Origin of the sequence: Agromyces sp. NPDC127015, from assembly GCF_042725165.1 — a bacterium.
Lineage (GTDB): Bacteria > Actinomycetota > Actinomycetes > Actinomycetales > Microbacteriaceae > Agromyces > Agromyces chromiiresistens.
Map to the genome: position 1 here is coordinate 306,769 of NZ_JBHXDI010000004.1, position 19,030 is coordinate 325,798.

A 19,030-nucleotide genomic window follows, 5' to 3' on the forward strand; every position below is an offset into this window, starting at 1 on the left:
CGCGTCGCGCTCCCCTGGCCCTGCGACGCTACTGTTGATAACCGATGCAGATTTCGAGGTATTCCGAACCCGAGTTCGACCCGTACGGCGACATGAAACAGACCGATGCGGATGCCTCGTGGCGCGCGCCGCGCGCGACCGCCCCGTTGACCGCGGCACTGGCGCTGCCCGGCTCGAAGTCGCTCACGAACCGCGAGCTCGTGCTCGCCGCCCTCGCCGACGGCCCGTCCACCCTGCGCGCCCCGCTCTGGTCGCGCGACAGCGAGCTCATGATCGAGGGCCTGCGCGCACTCGGCACGCGATTCGAGCGCGCTCCCGGGCACGGCGGCTTCGGCGACGACCTTCGGGTGACGCCCGCCGAGGAACTGGTCGGCTCGACGACGATCGACTGCGGCCTGGCGGGCACGGTCATGCGCTTCCTTCCGCCGGTCGCGGCGCTCGCGCTCGGCCCGACGACCTTCGACGGCGACGAGTACGCACGCAAGCGACCGATGTCGGGCGTGATCGAGGGACTCACGGGCCTCGGCGTCGATCTCGACGACGACCGTCGGGGCACCCTGCCGTTCACCGTGCACGGCACGGGCCGCGTCGCCGGGGGCTCCCTCGAGATCGACGCGTCGGCGTCCAGCCAGTTCGTCTCCGGTCTCCTGCTGTCCGCAGCGCGGTTCGACGACGGACTCGACCTGCGCCACGTCGGCGACCGCCTGCCGAGCATGCCACACATCGAGATGACGATCGCGACCCTCGCGGCACGCGGCGTGGCGGTCGAAAGTCCCGAGACCGGCCGTTGGACCGTGGCCGCCGGTCCGATCCACGCCGTCGACGTCGACATCGAGCCCGACCTCTCGAACGCCGCCCCCTTCCTGGTCGCGGCGCTCGTGGCCGGCGGTTCCGTCACGATCACGGGCTGGCCGAGCGAGACCACGCAGGTCGGTGCGCAGCTGGCCGAGCTGCTCCCCCGCTTCGGGGCTCGCGTCGAGCGCGACGGCGACCGGCTCACCGTGCACGCACCGAAGGCCGCCGACGGCGCGGGTCGCGGCATCCGCGGCGTCGATCTCGACCTCTCGGAGGCCGGCGAGCTCGTGCCCAACCTCGTCGCCCTCGCCGCCTTCGCCGGCGAGCCGTCGACGTTCACGGGCATCGGCCACATCCGCCACCACGAGACCGACCGCCTCGCGGCCCTCGCGGCGGAGCTCAACGCCCTCGGCGGGCGCTTCACCGAGCTCGACGACGGACTGCGCGTCGAGCCGGCCGAGCTCCACGGTGGAGTCTGGCACGCCTACGCCGACCACCGCATGGCGACCGCCGGCGCGATCGTCGGGCTGGCCGTCGACGATGTCGTCGTCGACGACATCGGTTCGACGTCGAAGACGCTGCCCCAGTTCACCGAGCTCTGGGAGCAGCTGCTGGCATGACGTGGTGGAGCACCGACGATGACGACGACGAGCCCGAGTTCGACGAGTCCGACGTTCGCGTGCGCCCCAACCGCCGGGGCTCGCGCCCGCGCACCAAGGTGCGACCGGAGCACGCCGACGCGGTGACCGGCACCGTGCTCGGCGTCGACCGTGGGCGCTACACCGTGCTCGTCGACGACGGCGGACCCGACGAGCACGAGCTGACGGCCGCCCGCGCATCGGAGCTCCGCCGCAAGTCGGTCGTCACGGGCGACCGGGTCGATCTCGTCGGCGATGTCTCGGGTTCCGAGGGCACGCTCGCTCGCATCGTGCGCGTGCAGGAGCGCACCACGCTGCTGCGCCGCAGCGCCGACGACACCGACGAGGTCGAGCGCGTGATCGTCGCGAACGCCGACCAGATGCTCATCGTGGTGGCCGCCGCCGACCCCGAGCCCCGTATCCGCCTCATCGACCGGTACCTCGTGGCCGCCTTCGACGCCGGCATCCGGCCGCTGCTCTGCATGACGAAGACCGACCTCGCCGATCCTGGTGCGTTCCTCGCGAACTTCGCAGGGCTCGACCTGCCCGTGTTCCGCTCGCGTGCCGACGCGATGCCGCTCGACGAGATCGCCGACGCGCTCGTCGGCCATCGCACGGTGTTCGTCGGCCACTCGGGCGTCGGCAAGTCGACCCTCGTGAACGCGCTCGTTCCGAGCGCGCACCGTGCGACGGGGCACGTGAACGTGGTGACCGGCCGCGGACGGCACACGTCGTCGTCGACGGTGTCGCTGCGCATCGAGCACGACGGTCGCACCGGCTGGGCGATCGACACCCCCGGAGTGCGCTCGTTCGGGCTCGGGCACGTCGATCCGGCGAACATCCTCGGCGCGTTCACCGACCTCGCGCGCATCGCGGAGCGCTGCCCGCGCGGCTGCACGCACCTGCCCGATGCGCCCGACTGCGCGATCGTCGAAGCCGTCGACGCCGGCGAGCTCGGCGACACGGGCCGTGCCCGCCTCGACTCGCTGCAGCGCCTGCTCGAGACCTTCGCCTGACCTGCTCCGGCGGTCGCTCGGCAGCGGCCGAGGCATCCGCACATCGAAGGCTGCCTACGATGGAAGGCATGACCGATGCACGACTTGGCCCTGGCGACCTCGCCCCCGACTTCACGCTCGACGACCAGCACGGCGACCCCGTCACGCTCTCGTCGCTGCGCGGGTCGAAGGTCGTCCTCTACTTCTACCCGGAGGCGATGACCCCCGGCTGCACGACCGAGGCGTGCGACTTCCGCGACAGCCTCAACTCCTTCAAGAGCGCCGGCATCCGGGTGATCGGCGTCTCGAAGGACGACGCCGCGAAGCTCGCCCGCTTCGCCGAGCGCGACCGCCTGAACTTCACCCTCCTCTCCGACCCCGACCTCGCGGTGCAGCAGCAGTACGGCGTGTGGGGCGAGAAGTCGCTCTACGGCAAGATCGTCGTCGGCTCGATCCGCTCGACCTTCATCATCGACGAGGACGGCCGCATCCAGCGCGCCATGTACAACGTGAAGGCGACGGGGCACGTGGCACGCGTGCGCCGCGAGCTCGGCCTCGACGGCTGAGTCCGTCGCCTGATCCGCCAGGAGCCCGGTCGCGCGTGCGACCGGGCTCCCGTGTCTCCGGGCCGGACCCACCGCGTCGGCGGCCTCCCGCGGCCTCAGGCTCCGGGTGGCGCCTCCTCGACGGGGCGGTCCTCGGGGCGCGAGTAGGCGATGCGCACGGGCGTCCACAGCAAGAGCCCGATCACGGTCACGGCCGGCACGAGCAGCAGCCAGCCGACGTCGGGCCGCGCGAACAGGCCCTGGAACGCCCCCACGGCCACCGACAGCTGCAGGATCTGCCACACGATGGCCGCTGCACGCGACCACGGGGCCCGACGCAGCGACGCGACGGCGACCGCCCACACCCAGATCGCACCGATCGCGACGAGCACGATGAGCGCGATCGCCGTCGCCATCGACGACGGCTCGAGCGAGAAGAGGTCGACCACGAGCCAGCCCAGCAGGCCCGCGACGAGCAGGGCCTCGGCGAACAGCAGCGCGCTCACGACGACGAGCGCGGTGCGGGCCCCGCCGTCGGCAACGGCCGACGAGGATGCCGCGGACGGGACGCCGCCTGTCGCGTCGGGCCGGTCGTCGCGTCGATTCACAGGGTTATCCCATTCATGGCTATTGATTCGGACTCGGGGCTATGCGACCATTTACAAGGTCGAATTGATGCTCACAGGGTGGTGAGCCGATCAGTCATGATCCTACTTCCCGAGATTCGACTTTCCCCCTGCAGCAGCCCGAACGGGCACGTGCAATCACGCACGTCTGCGAACGAACACCCGCAAGGAGCATCTCCATGGATTGGCGCGACAAGGCCGCCTGCCTCACCGCAGACCCGGAACTCTTCTTCCCGGTCGGCAACACCGGCCCCGCCGTCGACCAGATCGAGAAGGCCAAGGCCGTCTGCGCCCGCTGCACCGTCACCGAGATCTGCCTGCAGTACGCCCTCGAGACCGGTCAGGACTCGGGCGTGTGGGGTGGCCTCTCCGAAGACGAGCGTCGCGCCCTCAAGCGCCGCGCCGCTCGCGCGCGCCGCGCGGGCTGAGACCCCGCGCGCTCCGCGCCGTCGAGCGCGCGCGCACCCGGCGCACCATCGCTTCAGAGGCTCGGACGCCGGTCGGGCCGGTCTCCGCGAGCGCGTCCTGACCGGCGTGCGAGTGCCGCGACGGTACGACGGGCCTGTCGCCGCGTCGGTGCCGCCCGCTACGCCTGGGTGATCCAGCGCAGCGGAACGTCGATCGTCACCTCGGTGCCGCGGCCGACGACCGTGTGCCAGTCGATCGTGCCGCCGAGCTCGCCCTGGATGAGCGTGCGCACGATCTGCGTGCCGAGACCTTCGCCGACCTTGCCCTCGGGCAGGCCGGCGCCCGTGTCGCGCACCTGCACGGTGAGCATCGTGTCGGAGCGGTTCGCGATGATCTCCACATCGCCCTCCTGCCCCGCGAGTCCGTGCTCGACCGCGTTCGTGACGAGCTCGGTGAGCGCGAGCGCGAGCGGCGTCGCGTACTCGCTCGGCAGCACGCCGAACGAGCCCTGCCGCTTGGGGTGCGCGGTCGTGTTGTGCGCCGACGCGACCTCGGCGACGAGCAGCAGCGCCCGGTCGAACACCTCGTCGAAGTCGACGTTCTGGCTGAGGCCGGTCGACAGCGTGTCGTGCACGACGGCGATCGCCCCGACGCGGCGCATCGCCTGCGTGAGCGCCTCGCGCGCCTCGTCGGAGTGCGTGCGACGCGCCTGGATGCGCAGCAGCGACGCGACCGTCTGCAGGTTGTTCTTGACGCGGTGGTGGATCTCGCGGATCGTCGCGTCCTTCGTGATGAGCTCCTGCTCCTGGTGGCGCAGTTCGGTGACGTCGCGCGTGAGCACGATCGCACCGATGCGCTCGCCGCGCCGGCGGATCGGGATCGCCCGGAGCGACACCGTCACCCCGCGGGACTCGACGTCGGTGCGCCAGGGTGCGCGGCCGGTGACCACGAGCGGCAGCGACTCGTCGACCACGAGCTTGCCGCCGAGGAGTCCGGTCGTCACCTCGGCGAGCGACTCGCCCTCGAGCTCGTCGTCGAAGCCCATGCGGTTGAACGCCGAGAGCGCATTCGGGCTCGCGAACGTCGTCACGCCGTCGACGTCGAGGCGGATCAGCCCGTCGGACGCCCGCGGCGCGCCCCGTCGCGGGCCCGTGGGCGCCCCGAGGTCGGGGAAGTCGCCCGACGCGATCATCTGGAAGAGCTCTTCGGCGCACTCGTTGAACGTGAGCTCCTGCCGGCTCGGGGTGCGCGTCGCGCCGAGGTTGGTGTGCCGGGTGATGACCGCCACCGGCTCGGGGGCGATGGCGGTCCCCGTGTCGGTGAGGCGTCGCATGACGGGCACGGCCCGAACCCGGGTCGGCATCTCCTCGTACCAGTCGGGCGCTGAGGAGTCGGCGATCGTCGCGGTCGCGAACGCCGCCGTCACGAGGTCGCGCCATTGCGGCTTGATCTCCTGGCCGACGAAGTCGCGGTAGAAGAGCGTCGCCGCGCTCGACGGCCGCGAGTGCGCGACGGCGACGAAGTCGTCGTCGCCCGACGGCACCCAGAGCACGATGTCGGCGAAGGCGAGATCGGCGAGCAGCTGCAGGTCGCCGACGAGCATGTGCAGCCAGTCGACGTCGGCCTGACTGCTGCGGCCCTGGGCGAGGACGAGATCACTGAGGGTCGACACAGACCCAGCGTAGTGCGCGGATGCCTCGTCGCCACGCAGCCGGCGGAGCCGTGATCGATCGGCCTGGCCGCTCGGCGGCGGAGCTCGCGGCGCGCGACGCAGCGGGGCCGCAGGCCTCACCCGAGCTCGGCCCGGCGGAGCACCGGCAGCGCGAACCCTCGCCGACGCGGCGCCGGCTCGGGGAGGATCGCACGCAGCACGTAATCGCGGAGCGCCGCACGCAGCGGTGCCCGGCCCGCGGCGTCGCGCAGGGTGCGTGCACCGAGGATCGCCGCATCGGCGGCGCGTCCGTCATGCGGCAGCAGGGTGGCCGTGTCGATGCCGGCGAACCGCTGCAGGGTCTGCCGCACCTGGGCGTGGGCATCGATGCCGAGGGCGCTCTGGCGGACCCGGTTCACGATCACGTCGACACGCTCGGGGTCGACGAGCGCGACCAGTTCGCCGTGGCCGCGGAGGAGTCGCGACAGGCCCACGGGATCGGCGAGGCCGACGGCGACGACACGGTCGGCCGCCTCGAGGACCGCGAACGTCGCGGCATTGCGTCGCGGCGCGAACTGGTCGCTCGTGAGCTCCTCGTCGCGTTCGAGGCTGAACCCGGTGTCGACCACGAGGTACTCGAACTGCCCGCGCATCGCCTCGAGCGCCGAGCTCACGCGCGCATGCGCGAGCTCGGGCCATCGGTTGGGCCCGACGAGTCCCGAGTACACGTCGAACGACGCGCGCGGCGAGGTGTAACGCTGCGCGACGCGCTCGAGCTCGGTCCGGTCGAGCGAACCGGCGCCGGCGAGGCGGCACGCGGCGGCGAACCCGGGTGTCTCGTCGAGGAGGCCGAGCGCGGGTGCGACCGCACCCCCGTACGGATCGGCGTCGATGAGCGCGACGCGATGGCCGGCCGCGGCGAGCTCCGCGGCGATGTTGACGGCGATCGTCGTGCGCCCGGGCGCGCCGGCCGGGCCCCACACGGCGATGACCGCAGCCTCCGGCCGTGCCGCGGAACCGGAGTCGAACCGCGACGGCAGCGGTGCCGCCCCGGCGACGAGCGGCTCGATCTCGGGCCATCCGGCGCCGCGGCCGGCGATCTCGTGCACGCCGAGGGCGGCCGCCTGCGCCCGCTCCGCGTCATCGCCCGCGACGGCGACGAGCCGGATGCCGCGCTCGTCGCAGGCACGCAGGAGCTCGGCGTTCAGCGTGCCCCGCCCGGCGCCGACGACGACCGCCTCGGGCGCGAGGACGTCGAGGCTGTCGACGAGGTCGCGCCAGCCGACGAGCCGCGCGACGACCGTGTGCCCGTGCTCGACGAGGTCGGCGAGCAACCGTTCCTCGGTCGCGGCGTCGAGCGCGAGTGCGATCCGCGCCATCTCAGTCGCCCGAGCCGGATGCGACGAGGTCGATGGCATCGCCGGTGGCGAGCGCCTCGAGCACGGCGGCGACCCGGTCGCTCGGGACGAGGACCTCGACCGAGGCCCCGCCCGACGAGACCATGCCGTCGTCCTCGACGATGCCCGCGATCTCGGCGTCGGCGACGAGCACCTTGGGCGCCTCGAATCCGCCGCGGTCCTTCGCGCGCGCCGACCACACGTCGACCCTCGACCCTGCGTCGAGACCGCGTGCGAGGGTGCCTCGACTCGGCACCACGACGACGGAGAGCCCGGTGGCGTCGGCATCGCCGACGGCTGCGGCGGGCACGAGCTCGCCCTTGCCGACGGTGCGGGTGACGACGAGCCCGTCGTCGGTGTCGTCGACCCGGAGATAGCCTGCTTCGGCCGTGCCGAGGCGGACCGACTCGACGTCCAGCCGATCGAGCTCGAGCTCGGCGCCCGGTGTGAGGGTCTCCCGTGCCACGTAGACGTCGACGGTGTCGTCGAGGCCGTCGACGAGCGCCCAGACGCCGATGGTCGAGCCGGCGACGAGCACGATCCCGATGAGCAGCCTCGGGTCGAGTCGAACGGCGCCGCGTTCACGTCGGTTGCGACCGGTCATCTGGTCTCGCTCCTCCTCCCGGCGCGCATGCGCCGGACACCATCGTCACCCCATCCGCGAAGTTCGTCCCGAAGTTATCCACAACGGCCGCGGCGCCGCCTGCGGTCGACGCGACGGGTCGATAATCGAGACATGACCTCACCAGGTTCGGGCGACGCGATCGGCCGCTTCCTCACGATCGCCGACGCGGCAGAGATCCTCGCCGTCGACGTGGCGACGGTCGACGCGCTCATCCGCAGCGGCGAGCTCCCCGCGATCCGCGTGGGCAGCTCGGGTCCGTGGCGCATCGAGCGCGCCCAGCTCGAGGTGTGGATCGAGCTGCGGTACGAAGCGACGCGCGTCGACGTCGCGTGGAACGAGGGCGAGTTCGCCAACATCACCGAGCTCTCCGGCGTGCGAGCCGGTCGCATCCGCCCGGTCGACTGATCCGCCCGCGCCCTGCAAGGCCGGCGCGACCGCCCGCCGGCCCGGCGCGGAGCTGCCAAGGGGCGGAGCGGGCACGGGCGAGCTCCCCGCGCCGCCCGGCCGATCAGTCGAACCGGACCAGCAGCAGGCGCGCCAGGGGCACGATCCGGTAGCCGTGCACGTCGCGCTCACGACGCGGAGCGCCCGGCTCGTGGAGCGCGAGGTCGAGGTGGTCGCGTGCGACGCGGTCGATCGTGCCGTGCGCGATGCCGTCGACCGTCGTCAGCTGCACGGCCGTCCTGCGGCGCGAGAGGTCGCGCAGCACGAACGGCAGCCCGATCCGCTCGGCGAGGCGCACCGAAGCCTCCGGTACCGCAGCAAGGCTCGGCTCGAGTTGCTCGCGACCCGGAAGGATCGCGGCGATCGCCGTGAACGGCACGACCACCTGGTCGGGTACCCGGCCGTGGTGCCGGGTCTCCGCGCTCAGCCAGTCGCGCCCGAATGCGAGCGGCCGCAGGCCGACGACGCCGCCGCCCTGCAGTTCGATGCGCACGACCGACTCGGCGGCGGACTCGGACGAGCGCGTGAGCGCCGCGATACGGTCGCGCAGGGTCAGCCGGCCGAGGCGGAGCCGTTCTTCCTCGAGCTCGAGCGCGCGCTGCTCGTCGAGGTGCTCGCGATCGAGCTGACCCTCGAGGTCGGCGAACAGCTGGTCCCAGCGCATACCCGCGACGGTACCTCGACGACGACGACGACGCGCGGAGTTCTCCACAGCCGGAGAATTCTCTTGACACCTTCGGCAGGCATGCTTACATTCGCTTCAGGAATCCACCGTGTCCCCCGAGTGGGGGTGGTTCCCGTCGCGACGCTGCGAGGCTCGCGACCGCCAGCCCTACTGGAGCGAAGATGACCGTACGCGATGCCGCCGCCCGAACGACGGCCGTGCAGGGCGCTGCAGCCCGCCACCTCGACGACGAAGACGAGTACTTCGCCCGGCAACGGGCTCGGCGCGACCAGCTGCCCGACCCCGAGCAGCTGCTGCGCAATCTCACGCACTGCGTGATCGAGTCGCTCGCCGGGGCGCGCGACCTCGAGCAGCTGGCCCGGTGGGTGACCGACGAGGTCTACCGCAACCTCTCGAAGCGCGTCGTCCTCGCAGCCAGGGCCCGCCGCGTGAAGGGCCAGTCGCCCCAGCGCCCGGCCTTCTCGGTCGGCAACGTGCATATCTGCGAACCCGCCGACGGTGTGGTCGAGGCAGTCGTGATGGTGCACCAGCGGGCGCGCTCGCGCGCCGTCGCGATCCGACTCGAAGGGCTCGACCAGCGCTGGCGCGCGAGCGCCATCGGCGTGCTCTAGCACCACCCGATCCGTCGGCCGGGGCCCAGCACGCGAGCCGGTGCCGCATGCTTCGGTGCGCCGCGCATCTCGGGTGCGCCGCACCACCGGGTCATCGCCATGCGATCGTGCGACGCCCCGCGTGCGCGGTCGTCACGACCAGGAGGCGCGTTCGTCCTCTCGCGGAGCGAGCACGGTGCGGGTCTCAGCGTCGAAGGTGCGCACCGGCCGTTCGCGGCTCCACCGCTCCCACCCCGGGTCGCCGTCACGGCAGAACGACACCCATGCGCCGTGCATCTCGACCGCGAGGGACACCGGGGCCGCTCCCCCGGACAGCGCCGACGCGTCGGGCGCGTCGAGCCGGTCGAACACGGCGGGCAGTTCCATGCAGTGCGCGGCGCCCAGCTCGAGTCGCGGGCTCCGCCAGCCGAACTCGTACACCCACGTCGCGGCACCGCGGTCGAGCCGGGCGTCGGCGAGCCGGTTGATCGGCAACCGCAGCAGGAGGTCGGTGGCGAGCACGCCGAACAGGTCGCCCCGTCCGATGCCGGGCCGGTTGCGACGGTAACGGCGCATCGTGCCGGCAGGGATGCGGAAGGCGAGACGCGCGGCGAGCAGATGCCGGCGGCCGATCCGCGCGACGAGACCCGTCGGATGCAGCCACAACCGGGCCTCCTCAGCGGTGCACCCGATGAGCATCGGAACCTCGTCGGCCGAGCCGGCCACGAGCGCCTGCTCGGGATCGGGCAGCCCGTCGCCGATCGCGATCGCGAACCCGGGCCCGCCCGTGACGGGGGTCGTTCCCTGCGTCACCCGCTGCTGCGCGGCCACGAGGTCGCTCGGCGCGACCGCCGCGAACGCGTCTCGCGTCGAGGCGATGCCGAGGTCCGCGGCGATGAGCCGTGTGATGCGGCCGGCCTTCTCCCGCGGTCGCGCCGCGAGCGGCCCGCTCTGCAGGATGGCCCGGTCGACGAGGCCGGATGCCTCGGGATGGGCGAGCACGGCGGCGATGAGCGACGCACCGGCCGACTGCCCCGCGACGGTGACGCGGGCCGGGTCGCCGCCGAAGGCCGAGATCTCACGACGCACCCAGCGCAGCGCCGCGATGACGTCGAGGAGCCCGAGGTCGAGCGGTGCGCCGTCGAGCACCGAGAACCCCTCGGACCCGAGCCGGTAGTTCACCGAGACGAAGACGATGCCGTCGCGCGCGAACGGTGCTCCGTCGTAGCTGTCGAGCGCGTTCGCACCGCGTGTCAGGGCGCCGCCGTGCACCCACACCATCACCGGACTCGACCCGGGCGCATCGGCGACGGCGCCCGAGCCGAAGACATCCGGCGACCACACGTTCAGGTTGAGGATCTCACTGCCGTCGACCTCGATCGAGGGCAGCACCCGCTCGAGGCCGCCGCCGTAGGGCGCCTGCGGCGCGGTGGCGCCGGGCGACGAGGCATCCCGTTCGCCCGCCCATCCCGCATGCGGCTCGGGGGCCGCGAAGCGGCGGTCGCCGAACGGCGCTGCTGCGTACGGCACCCCGAGGAAGCGCGCGACCCCGCCGGAGCGGGTGCCGCGCAGCCTCCCCGCGGAGACGACGGCGATCGGGTCGGTCACGCCGAGCTCAGCGACCCTTGCGCTCCTGCGCACGACGCTCGGCGCGGTTCTGCGGCGCCTCGCCGCCCGACCGCTGGCCGAACGCCCCGCGCTCTCCGCCCTCGACGGCCTGCTGGGGCGACTGGCTCTCGGCGACGGCGCGACGGGCGCGCTGCGTCGCCGCCTGCTGCACCTGGCCGCGCTGGTTGCGCACCTCGACGCCGCCCGAGTCGCTCGGCGCGGTGTAGCTGAGCTTCTCGTCGGGCGTCGACTCGCGCGCGAGTCCCTTGGCCTCGATCGTGGTCGCCGCGCCGGCTCCGGCCTGCGGGGCGACCTCGACCTCGAGGTTGAACAGGAAGCCGACCGTCTCCTCGCGGATCGAGCCCATCATCTGCTGGAACATCGCGTAGCCCTCGCGCTGGTACTCGACCAGCGGGTCGCGCTGGGCCATCGCACGGAGCCCGATGCCGTCCTTCAGGTAGTCCATCTCGTAGAGGTGGTCGCGCCAGCGACGGTCGATCACCGAGAGCACGACGCGGCGCTCGAGCTCTCGCATCGCGGGGCTGCCCAGCTGCTGCTCGCGGCGCTGGTAGGCGAGCTTCGCGTCGGAGATGATCTCGCGACGCACGAACTCGCGGTTCACGCGGCCCTTCTCGCCGGCCTCGGCGACGACCTCGTCGATCGTGATGCCGATCGGGTAGAGCGTCTTGAGCTCGGCCCACAGCGCGTCGAAGTCCCACTCGTCGGGGTTGCCGTCGGCGGTGTGCTGGTCGAGCACCTCGTCGATGACGTCGTCGAGGAACTTCTGGGTGCGCTCGTGCAGGTCGTCGCCCTCGAGGATGTGGCGGCGGTCGGAGTAGATCGCTTCGCGCTGGCGGTTCAGCACGTCATCGTACTTGAGGACGTTCTTGCGGATCTCGGCGTTGCGCGCCTCGACCTGCGACTGCGCCGAACGAATCGCTCGCGTCACGACCTTCGACTCGATCGCGACGTCGTCGGGCACCCCGCGCGACATGAGGCTCTCTGCGGCACCCGCGTTGAAGAGGCGCATGAGGTCGTCGGTGAGCGACAGGTAGAACCGGCTCTCGCCCGGGTCGCCCTGACGGCCCGATCGACCGCGCAGCTGGTTGTCGATGCGGCGCGATTCGTGGCGCTCGGTGCCGAGCACGTAGAGACCGCCGGCGGCCAGCACCTTCTCGGCCTCGACCGCGACCTCGGCCTTCACGGCCTCGAACACGTCGTCCCAGGCGGCTTCGTACTCGTCGGGCGTCTCGGCGGGCGAGAGCCCCTTCTCGTGCATCTGCTGCACGGCGATGAACTCGGCATTGCCGCCGAGCATGATGTCGGTGCCGCGGCCGGCCATGTTCGTCGCGACGGTGACCGCACCGAGCCGGCCCGCCTGCGAGACGATCGCCGCCTCACGGGCGTGGTTCTTCGCGTTCAGCACCTCGTGCCGCACGCCCTTCTTCGCGAGCAGGCGCGAGAGGTACTCGCTCTTCTCGACGCTCGTCGTGCCGACGAGCACGGGCTGGCCCTTCTTGTGGCGCTCCACGATGTCCTCGACGACCTGCGCGAACTTCGCCTCCTCGTTCTTGTAGACGAGGTCGGGCTGGTCGATGCGCACCATCGGCTTGTTCGTCGGGATCGGCACGACCCCGAGCTTGTACGTCGACATGAACTCGGCCGCCTCGGTCTCGGCGGTACCGGTCATGCCGGAGAGCTTGTCGTACAGGCGGAAGTAGTTCTGCAGCGTGACGGTCGCGAGCGTCTGGTTCTCGGCCTTGACCTGTACGCCCTCCTTCGCCTCGATCGCCTGGTGGATGCCCTCGTTGTAGCGACGGCCGACGAGGATGCGGCCGGTGTGCTCGTCGACGATGAGCACCTCGCCGTTCATCACCACGTAGTCCTTGTCGCGCTTGAACAGCGCGTTGGCCTTGATCGAGTTGTTGAGGAACGAGATGAGCGGCGTGTTCGCCGACTCGTACAGGTTGTCGATGCCGAGGTAGTCCTCGACCTTCTCGATCCCGGGCTCGAGCACGCCGACGGTGCGCTTCTTCTCGTCGACCTCGTAGTCCTCGCCCGCGACGAGGCGGTCGGCGAGGCGCGCGAACTCCGCGAACCAGCGGTTCGCCTCGCCCGACGCGGGGCCAGAGATGATGAGCGGCGTACGCGCCTCGTCGATGAGGATCGAGTCGACCTCGTCGACGATCGCGAAGTGGTGGCCGCGCTGCACCATGTCGGAGGCCTGCCAGGCCATGTTGTCGCGCAGGTAGTCGAAGCCGAACTCGTTGTTCGTGCCGTAGGTGATGTCGGCCGCGTACTGCTCGCGTCGCACCTGCGGCGTCTGGCCGGCCACGATGCAGCCCGTCGTCATGCCGAGGGCGCGGAAGACGCGACCCATCAGCTCGGACTGGTAGCTCGCGAGGAAGTCGTTGACCGTGATGACGTGCACGCCGCGGCTGGTGAGCGCGTTGAGGTAGGCCGCGGTCGTCGCGACGAGGGTCTTGCCCTCACCGGTCTTCATCTCGGCGATGTTGCCGAGGTGCAGGGCGGCGCCGCCCATGAGCTGCACGTCGAAGTGGCGGAGGCCGAGGGTCCGCCGGCTCGCCTCGCGCACGGCTGCGAAGGCCTCGGGCAGCAGGTCGTCGAGCGACTCGCCGCTCGCGTAGCGCTCGCGCAGCTCGACCGTCTCGTGCTTCAGCTCGTCATCGCTGAGCGCCTTGAAGCCCTCTTCGAGTGCGTTGACCGCCGCCGCGTAGTTCTCGAGCCGCTTGAGGGTTCGACCCTCGCCGACGCGGAGGACCTTTTCAAGAATCGAAGCCACGAATGTTCTCCTGTTGTTTCATCGGCGCCGCATCATCGGGTGCAGGCCTCGGGTGGCCTCGGCGCCCGTTGCCGCCTGTGCAGCGGTCATCATAGCCATGCTAGTGGGCCGCGACCTGAGCGACCCCGCCACCGCATCCTCGGATGCGGTGGCGGGGTCGTCGGCGAAGCCTGTTCCGATCAGGATGCCACGGGCTCGCGCCCGCTCGTCACGGGGGTGTCGATCGCACCCTCGCCGTGCTCGTCGAGGCCGATGACGCCGTAGTCCCAGCCCTTGCGGCGGTAGACCACGCTCGGCCGGCTCGTCTCGGAGTCGATGAAGAGGTAGAAGTCGTGTCCGACGAGTTCCATGAAGTAGAGCGCCTCGTCGACGGTCATCGGTGCCGACGCGAACACCTTGCGACGGATCACGACGGGCGTGTAGACCTCGTCGTCGCCCATCTCGTCGGTCGTCTCGACCACCGGGATGCTGCCGGTGCGCACCTGTTCGAGCACCTCGACGCCGGCCGCCTGGACGCCGACCCCGTTGAAGCCGGCCTCGGCCGCCTCGCGGAGCGAGGTGTGCCGGTGGTTGCCGCCGCGATGCACCTTGCGCCGGTCCTTCGCGCGGCGGATCCGCTCGAGCAATCGCCCGAGTGCGACGTCGAACGCCGCGTACTTGTCGGTGCCGTCGGCCTCGGCCCGCACGACGGGCCCCTTGCCGAAGAGCGTGAGCTCGACGCGATCGAGCCCGGGGTTGCCGTTCTTCTCGTTGTGACGGCTGAGCTTCACGTCGAGGGAGATGGCGCGGTCGGTCAAATGCGTGACCTTCTCGGACTTCTCCGTCGCATAGGCGCGGAAACGGTCCGTGATCCCCAGGTTTCGTCCGACGATGTTCAGTTCCATGACGACCTCCGTTCACCGGCGTGTCACCCGGTTCTGAAGGGTGGATCGACCACGCCTGTCCTGCCACCGTAGCCCGCCCGCCCGGCAAAGTCACGGAGTGTTTCCGTCGAGTTCGCCGAGAGCCGAACATGGCGGAGCGGGGTCTCGGCGAGCACGGCCGCGCCGACGGTCGACGCCCCTGCCGCACGCAGCGCGCGGGCGGCCTCCGCCATGGTCGCGCCCGTCGTCAGGACGTCGTCGACGAGCAGGAACGAGCGGTCGTCGAGCGGACGGTCGGCGGTGAGGCCCCCGGCGGCGTTCGCGCGTCGCGCGTCGGCCCCGAGCGCCGCCTGGTCGGCGCGTTCGCGAGCGAGTCGCAGCACCCGGGCCGGGCGCAGGCCGCACCGGGCGAGCAGCAACTCGACCGGGGCGTAGCCGCGCTCGCGCATCGCGCGTCGCGTCGACGGGACGACGGCGATCTCGATCGGCGTGCTCGAGTCTCGACCGCTCGCCGCGGCGTGGCCGACCTCGCCGCCGGGCCGATGGGGTGCGACCGCGTCGAGCGCCGCTCGTATCGCATCGCCGAGGGCGGTCGCGAGCACGGGCGCGGCATCGGTCCGTCCGCCGTCCTTGAAGGCGCCGATCACCGCGGCCGCGACCCCCTCGTACTCGAGCGCCGCGTGCACGGCGAACGCGCCCTCTGGGCCTTCCCGGAGGACCGCCCGCGGCGATCCGGCGAGCTGCACGCGGCATTCGCCGCAGACGCTCCGGTCGGGCCGTCCGCACCCGGCGCAGACGACGGGCGCGAGCACGGCGAGCGCGTCAAGCACGGCTCCCCCGGCGGCCGCGGCGAGTGCGGTGAGCGTGCGAAGCCTGGCGTTCATGCGACCAGACTGTCCCGGATCACGAGCGTCGGGGCCGCGGGCCGAGCCGCACGCGGACGATGTCGGCAGCCGGCGCCTGGGGAGGACGGGTCGGCTCAGTCGGGCATCTGCACCGACACGAAACCGAGGCCGGTCGCCTGCTCCTGCCAGGTGACGCCGCTCGGCACCTCGAGGGCCCCGCCGGAGGTGAGCACGCGCAGGCTCCGCTCGCCGTTGCCGGCGTCGAGCGAACGGCCGTCGGCCGGACCGGCGGTGTCGTCGGGCACGCCGCCGAGGTCCTGCACGAGCACGCGGATGTCGCCGCCCGGGAGCTCGACGAGGGCGGCGACCCGGTTCGCATCGAGCCAGGCGACGTCGCGCGGCGTGCCTGCGATGCTCGCGAGTCGCAGCACGGTCTTGCCGAGCGCGACCGGCAGTCCGTTCTCGTCGCGCTCGATCGACGCGGCGACGAACCGGGCGCGTGTGCCGTCGCCGAGCAGCGCGATGATGCGCGTGCCGTCGCGCGACACCTCGAGCGCGGCGATCGTCGAGCCGACCCACGGCACGGCGAGCGGGATCGGGTCGCCCGACGGCGGGTACGCGACCAGCTCGCCCGGCGCGGCCGCCGGCACCGACCACACGACCCCCTGCGGGTCGATCGCCGGCACGATGAGGCCGGGGCGGGGGTCGAGCTCGGCGAGTTCCTCGCCCGCCCGCACGAGGGAGACCCCCGCATCGTTCCGCACCGCGACCGACGTTCCGCCGGCGCCGACCGCGGCTCCGTCGGGTGCGAGTCCCTCGACCTGGGGCGAGACGCCGTCGATCGGCTCGATCTCGTCGTTCGACGAGGCCAGGTGGCCGAAGCTCGTGCCGTCGTACACGACGGGTCGCGGATCGACCGCGGGATTCTGGATCGGCGGGTCGGCGAGCGGCGGCGGGTCCTGCGGCGCCCCGTCGATCGACAGGGCGACGTCGCTGACGTCTCGCACGCTGCCGACGAGGGTCGCGTCGAGCTGCTCCTGCATGCGCTGCACCGTGCGCGTGTCCTCGAACTGCGCCCCGGACAGGTCGACGCTCGCGGTGCCGTTCGCGATCGGCACCGAACTCTGCTCGAGCGCCGTGCCCTCCGGGAACGAGGTCTTCACTCCGGGGAGCAGCCATTCGGCCGGTCCGGCGAGCAGTGCCCGCACGACGTTCGTCTGCGCCGCATCGGTGCGTGCGAACCAGCGCAGGTCGGGCACGAGGTAGCGGAAGTCGGCCGAGTAGAAGTAGAGCTCGTAGGAGCGGTACACCTCGCTGAAGGTGAGTTCGTCGATCAGCAGGCCCTGCGGCGCCTCGGCGATGCGCCACTCGCCGTCGACGGTGACGAGACGGTACGGCAGCGTCGCCTCGGCGGTCGTCTCGGGCAGCTCGTACTGCCCGGTGGCCGTGAGCGCTGCGGCGGGCGTCGCCGTGACCGAGACCTCCGACTCGGTCGCGCCGTCGGGCACATCGGGTGCGTCGATCGAGCGCTCGGCGCCCACATCGATGGTGGCCCCCGCCTCGGGACGCCAGTCCGCCGCGAACTCGTCCGTCAGGTACTGGCTTGCCGCCGCGTAGTTGTTGCGCGGGCTCGCCGCGGCCTCGATGAAACCCTGAACGATGTCCTCGGGCGAATCGCCCGGCTGCGGAGGGCGCACGAACGTGTCGAGTTCGAGCGACTCCTCGATCGGGTCGGGATTGCCGACTCCCACCGGACCCGACGTCGGCAAGGCCACGCAGCCCGTCAGCAGGGCCGTGACGAGCAGCGCGAGGGATGCTGCGAGCGGGCGTCTACGCACCGTGTCGACCTCCGTCCGAGGCATCCAGGTCGACCGCGGTCACGACGCCCGTGGGCGGCGGTCCGGTCGCGTCGACGTCGTCGGGTTCGAGCGGCAGCGGCGACACCACCGCCTCGGCGTCGCGCGTGCGCGGCAGGGTGAGTCGGAACACGCTGCCGGCGCCCGGCTTCGACCAGACGTCGAGCACGCCGCCGTGGGCGACGGCGTCCTCGAGCGAGATCGCGAGCCCGAGCCCGGTGCCGCCGATCGTGCGGGTGCGGCTCGGGTCGGCGCGCCAGAAGCGGTCGAACACGCGGGCGCTCTCCGCCTCGGTCATTCCCAGTCCGTAGTCGCGCACCGACAACGCGACCGCCGACTCGTTGCTGTCGACGGCGACCACGATCGGCTTGCCCTCGCCGTGCTCGATCGCGTTGCCGAGCAGGTTGCGCACGATGCGCCGGATCCGGCGCGGGTCGACGTCGGCGTCGAGGTGCCCGCCGGGCGCGACGAGCCGGAGCTCCGAGCCGTGCTCGCGCGCGAGTTCGTGCATCGACTCGATCGCGTCGCCCGCGAGGTGCACGAGGTTCGTCGGCTGGGTCGTGAGCTCGACCGAGCCGGCGTCATAGCGACTGATCTCGAGCAGGTCGCCGAGGAGCGTCTCGAACCGGTCGGTCTGCGTGTGCAACAGCTCGACGGTGCGCGAGGTCGGCCCCGCGAAGTCGCCGCGCTGGCCGTACAGCACGTCGCCCGCCAGCCGGATCGTCGTGAGCGGGGTTCGCAGCTCGTGCGAGACGTCGGAGACGAATCGCTGCTGCATGACCGAGAGCTCGGCGAGCTCGCGGATGCGGGCCTGAAGGCTGTCGGCCATGCCGTTGAACGAGGCGGCGAGGGTGGCCAGCTCGTCTTCGCCCTTCGAGGGCATGCGCACCCCGAGATCGCCCGCCGCGAGTCGGCGGCTCGTGGCCGCGGCGGAGCGGATCGGTTCGATGACCCAGCGGACGACCAGCAGCGTGATCGCGCTGAGCAGGGCGAGCAGGGCGACCGCCCCGATGGTGCCGACGGTCTGCATGAAGGCGAGCGTCTGCTGCGCGTCGGCGAAGTTGTAGCCGATGTAGAGCCCGTAGCGGCCGGCCTGGGGCACGGTGATGGTCGAGCCGACCACGACGCCGGGGTCGTCGCCGCCGGCTTCGTTCTCGAATGCGACCGACTGCCAGAACTGGCCCTCGGGATTGTCGGCGACGCGTTGCATGAGTTCGGGCGTGATGACCCCGTTGAGCACGCGGGCACCGCGGTCGGGCGGTGCATTCCGGCTCGGCTCGTCATCGATCCGGAAATAGGCGAACACGGTCGACCCCGACACCGACTGCACCGTGCGCGCCGTCGAACTCATCAGGGTCTGCAACGATGCTCGATCGCTCGCGTCGGACGAGTTGAGGATGCGCTGCGCCGCGGTGGTCGCGTTGTTCGAAGCGCCGAGCGACTCGTCGAGCTGGTTCTGGAAGAGGTTCGAGGCGACGCTGAACGAGATGTAGAGGCCGATCACGAAGATGGCGAGGGATGAGAGGGCGAGGGTGATCGCGACCGTGCGGAACTGCAGGGAGCGTCGCCACAGTGCCGCGAGCCGCCTCGGTTGCTCGCGCCACGATCCGGCGAAGGGCGTCGCCGCGTGGGCCTCCGTCATCCGCCCGTCGCCCG

Annotated in this window: 17 protein-coding genes; 6 read left to right on the forward strand and 11 right to left on the reverse strand. The window is 71.9% G+C overall.

What is annotated here, in order from left to right; all coding sequences use genetic code 11:
- The first annotated feature begins 44 nt into the window (after positions 1-44).
- The 3 genes from aroA (at position 45) to bcp (ending at position 2,994) form a co-directional block, all read left to right on the forward strand.
- Positions 45-1,415: a 3-phosphoshikimate 1-carboxyvinyltransferase gene (aroA, locus tag ACFWGP_RS13635; RefSeq protein WP_376931139.1), complete on the forward strand. Its 1,371-nt coding sequence runs from the start codon at positions 45-47 to the stop codon at positions 1,413-1,415.
- Positions 1,412-2,449, forward strand: a complete 1,038-nt coding sequence (rsgA, locus tag ACFWGP_RS13640; protein ID WP_231431536.1) for a ribosome small subunit-dependent GTPase A — start codon at positions 1,412-1,414, stop codon at positions 2,447-2,449. Before aroA ends, rsgA begins: the two co-directional genes overlap by 4 nt.
- Before the next feature lie 68 nt (positions 2,450-2,517).
- On the forward strand, positions 2,518-2,994 hold the full coding sequence (gene bcp / locus ACFWGP_RS13645) for a thioredoxin-dependent thiol peroxidase (RefSeq protein ID WP_231431537.1): 477 nt from the start codon (positions 2,518-2,520) through the stop codon (positions 2,992-2,994).
- A gap of 95 nt (positions 2,995-3,089) precedes the next feature.
- Here bcp and ACFWGP_RS13650 read toward each other — a convergent pair whose 3' ends face one another.
- Positions 3,090-3,581, reverse strand: a complete 492-nt coding sequence (locus tag ACFWGP_RS13650) for a hypothetical protein (protein WP_231431538.1) — start codon at positions 3,579-3,581, stop codon at positions 3,090-3,092.
- Positions 3,582-3,778: 197 nt separating this feature from the next.
- Between ACFWGP_RS13650 and ACFWGP_RS13655 the strand changes: the two genes are divergently transcribed.
- Positions 3,779-4,027, forward strand: a complete 249-nt coding sequence (locus tag ACFWGP_RS13655; protein WP_055859573.1) for a WhiB family transcriptional regulator — start codon at positions 3,779-3,781, stop codon at positions 4,025-4,027.
- A gap of 158 nt (positions 4,028-4,185) precedes the next feature.
- On the opposite strand, the gene ACFWGP_RS13660 is transcribed toward ACFWGP_RS13655, so the two are convergent.
- The 3 genes from ACFWGP_RS13660 to ACFWGP_RS13670 all read right to left on the reverse strand — a co-directional run bounded on the left by ACFWGP_RS13660 (position 4,186) and on the right by ACFWGP_RS13670 (position 7,659).
- Entirely contained in the window at positions 4,186-5,679 is a 1,494-nt protein-coding gene (locus ACFWGP_RS13660) for a sensor histidine kinase (RefSeq protein WP_231431539.1), read from the reverse strand.
- Between the two features lie 116 nt (positions 5,680-5,795).
- Positions 5,796-7,037 (reverse strand): P-loop NTPase, encoded by a 1,242-nt coding sequence (locus tag ACFWGP_RS13665; protein ID WP_231431540.1) that lies wholly within the window; start codon positions 7,035-7,037, stop codon positions 5,796-5,798.
- 1 nt (position 7,038) lies between these two features.
- Positions 7,039-7,659 (reverse strand): hypothetical protein, encoded by a 621-nt coding sequence (locus ACFWGP_RS13670; RefSeq protein WP_231431541.1) that lies wholly within the window; start codon positions 7,657-7,659, stop codon positions 7,039-7,041.
- Between the two features lie 132 nt (positions 7,660-7,791).
- Here ACFWGP_RS13670 and ACFWGP_RS13675 point away from each other — a divergent pair, with 132 nt between their 5' ends.
- Positions 7,792-8,085 carry a helix-turn-helix domain-containing protein gene (locus ACFWGP_RS13675; RefSeq protein ID WP_275506620.1) on the forward strand — a complete coding sequence of 98 codons (294 nt, stop codon included), beginning with the start codon at positions 7,792-7,794 and terminating at the stop codon, positions 8,083-8,085.
- 103 nt (positions 8,086-8,188) lie between these two features.
- Here ACFWGP_RS13675 and ACFWGP_RS13680 read toward each other — a convergent pair whose 3' ends face one another.
- On the reverse strand, positions 8,189-8,788 hold the full coding sequence (locus tag ACFWGP_RS13680; RefSeq protein ID WP_231431543.1) for a hypothetical protein: 600 nt from the start codon (positions 8,786-8,788) through the stop codon (positions 8,189-8,191).
- Between the two features lie 182 nt (positions 8,789-8,970).
- Here ACFWGP_RS13680 and ACFWGP_RS13685 point away from each other — a divergent pair, with 182 nt between their 5' ends.
- On the forward strand, positions 8,971-9,420 hold the full coding sequence (locus ACFWGP_RS13685; protein ID WP_231431544.1) for an Rv3235 family protein: 450 nt from the start codon (positions 8,971-8,973) through the stop codon (positions 9,418-9,420).
- 132 nt (positions 9,421-9,552) lie between these two features.
- Here the strand turns inward: ACFWGP_RS13685 and ACFWGP_RS13690 are convergent, their stop codons facing one another.
- From ACFWGP_RS13690 to mtrB, 6 genes are all read right to left on the reverse strand, one after another.
- Positions 9,553-11,007 (reverse strand): carboxylesterase/lipase family protein, encoded by a 1,455-nt coding sequence (locus ACFWGP_RS13690; RefSeq protein WP_376931140.1) that lies wholly within the window; start codon positions 11,005-11,007, stop codon positions 9,553-9,555.
- Between the two features lie 7 nt (positions 11,008-11,014).
- Positions 11,015-13,810, reverse strand: a complete 2,796-nt coding sequence (gene secA, locus ACFWGP_RS13695) for a preprotein translocase subunit SecA (RefSeq protein WP_231431546.1) — start codon at positions 13,808-13,810, stop codon at positions 11,015-11,017.
- A 179-nt stretch (positions 13,811-13,989) separates the two neighbouring features.
- A complete protein-coding gene (gene hpf / locus ACFWGP_RS13700; RefSeq protein WP_231431547.1) occupies positions 13,990-14,694 on the reverse strand; it encodes a ribosome hibernation-promoting factor, HPF/YfiA family in 705 nt (234 codons plus the stop codon).
- Between the two features lie 23 nt (positions 14,695-14,717).
- On the reverse strand, positions 14,718-15,557 hold the full coding sequence (locus tag ACFWGP_RS13705) for a ComF family protein (protein ID WP_376931141.1): 840 nt from the start codon (positions 15,555-15,557) through the stop codon (positions 14,718-14,720).
- A 95-nt stretch (positions 15,558-15,652) separates the two neighbouring features.
- The gene (locus tag ACFWGP_RS13710; RefSeq protein WP_376931142.1) at positions 15,653-17,356 is read right to left on the reverse strand and encodes a GerMN domain-containing protein; all 1,704 of its coding nucleotides are present in this window, start codon (positions 17,354-17,356) and stop codon (positions 15,653-15,655) included.
- Positions 17,349-19,016 carry an MtrAB system histidine kinase MtrB gene (mtrB, locus tag ACFWGP_RS13715; protein ID WP_376931143.1) on the reverse strand — a complete coding sequence of 556 codons (1,668 nt, stop codon included), beginning with the start codon at positions 19,014-19,016 and terminating at the stop codon, positions 17,349-17,351. Before mtrB ends, ACFWGP_RS13710 begins: the two co-directional genes overlap by 8 nt.
- Positions 19,017-19,030 lie beyond the last annotated feature (14 nt).

Excerpts from the sequence above, each read along its gene's own strand:
- aroA (WP_376931139.1), top strand. The coding sequence starts at position 45 with ATGCAGATTTCGAGGTATTCCGAACCCGAGTTCGACCCGTACGGCGAC.
- rsgA (WP_231431536.1), top strand. The coding sequence starts at position 1,412 with ATGACGTGGTGGAGCACCGACGATGACGACGACGAGCCCGAGTTCGAC.
- bcp (WP_231431537.1), top strand. The coding sequence starts at position 2,518 with ATGACCGATGCACGACTTGGCCCTGGCGACCTCGCCCCCGACTTCACG.
- ACFWGP_RS13655 (WP_055859573.1), top strand. The coding sequence starts at position 3,779 with ATGGATTGGCGCGACAAGGCCGCCTGCCTCACCGCAGACCCGGAACTC.
- ACFWGP_RS13665 (WP_231431540.1), bottom strand. The coding sequence starts at position 7,037 with ATGGCGCGGATCGCACTCGCGCTCGACGCCGCGACCGAGGAACGGTTG.
- ACFWGP_RS13670 (WP_231431541.1), bottom strand. The coding sequence starts at position 7,659 with ATGACCGGTCGCAACCGACGTGAACGCGGCGCCGTTCGACTCGACCCG.
- ACFWGP_RS13675 (WP_275506620.1), top strand. The coding sequence starts at position 7,792 with ATGACCTCACCAGGTTCGGGCGACGCGATCGGCCGCTTCCTCACGATC.
- ACFWGP_RS13680 (WP_231431543.1), bottom strand. The coding sequence starts at position 8,788 with ATGCGCTGGGACCAGCTGTTCGCCGACCTCGAGGGTCAGCTCGATCGC.
- ACFWGP_RS13685 (WP_231431544.1), top strand. The coding sequence starts at position 8,971 with ATGACCGTACGCGATGCCGCCGCCCGAACGACGGCCGTGCAGGGCGCT.
- hpf (WP_231431547.1), bottom strand. The coding sequence starts at position 14,694 with ATGGAACTGAACATCGTCGGACGAAACCTGGGGATCACGGACCGTTTC.
- ACFWGP_RS13705 (WP_376931141.1), bottom strand. The coding sequence starts at position 15,557 with ATGAACGCCAGGCTTCGCACGCTCACCGCACTCGCCGCGGCCGCCGGG.
- mtrB (WP_376931143.1), bottom strand. The coding sequence starts at position 19,016 with ATGACGGAGGCCCACGCGGCGACGCCCTTCGCCGGATCGTGGCGCGAG.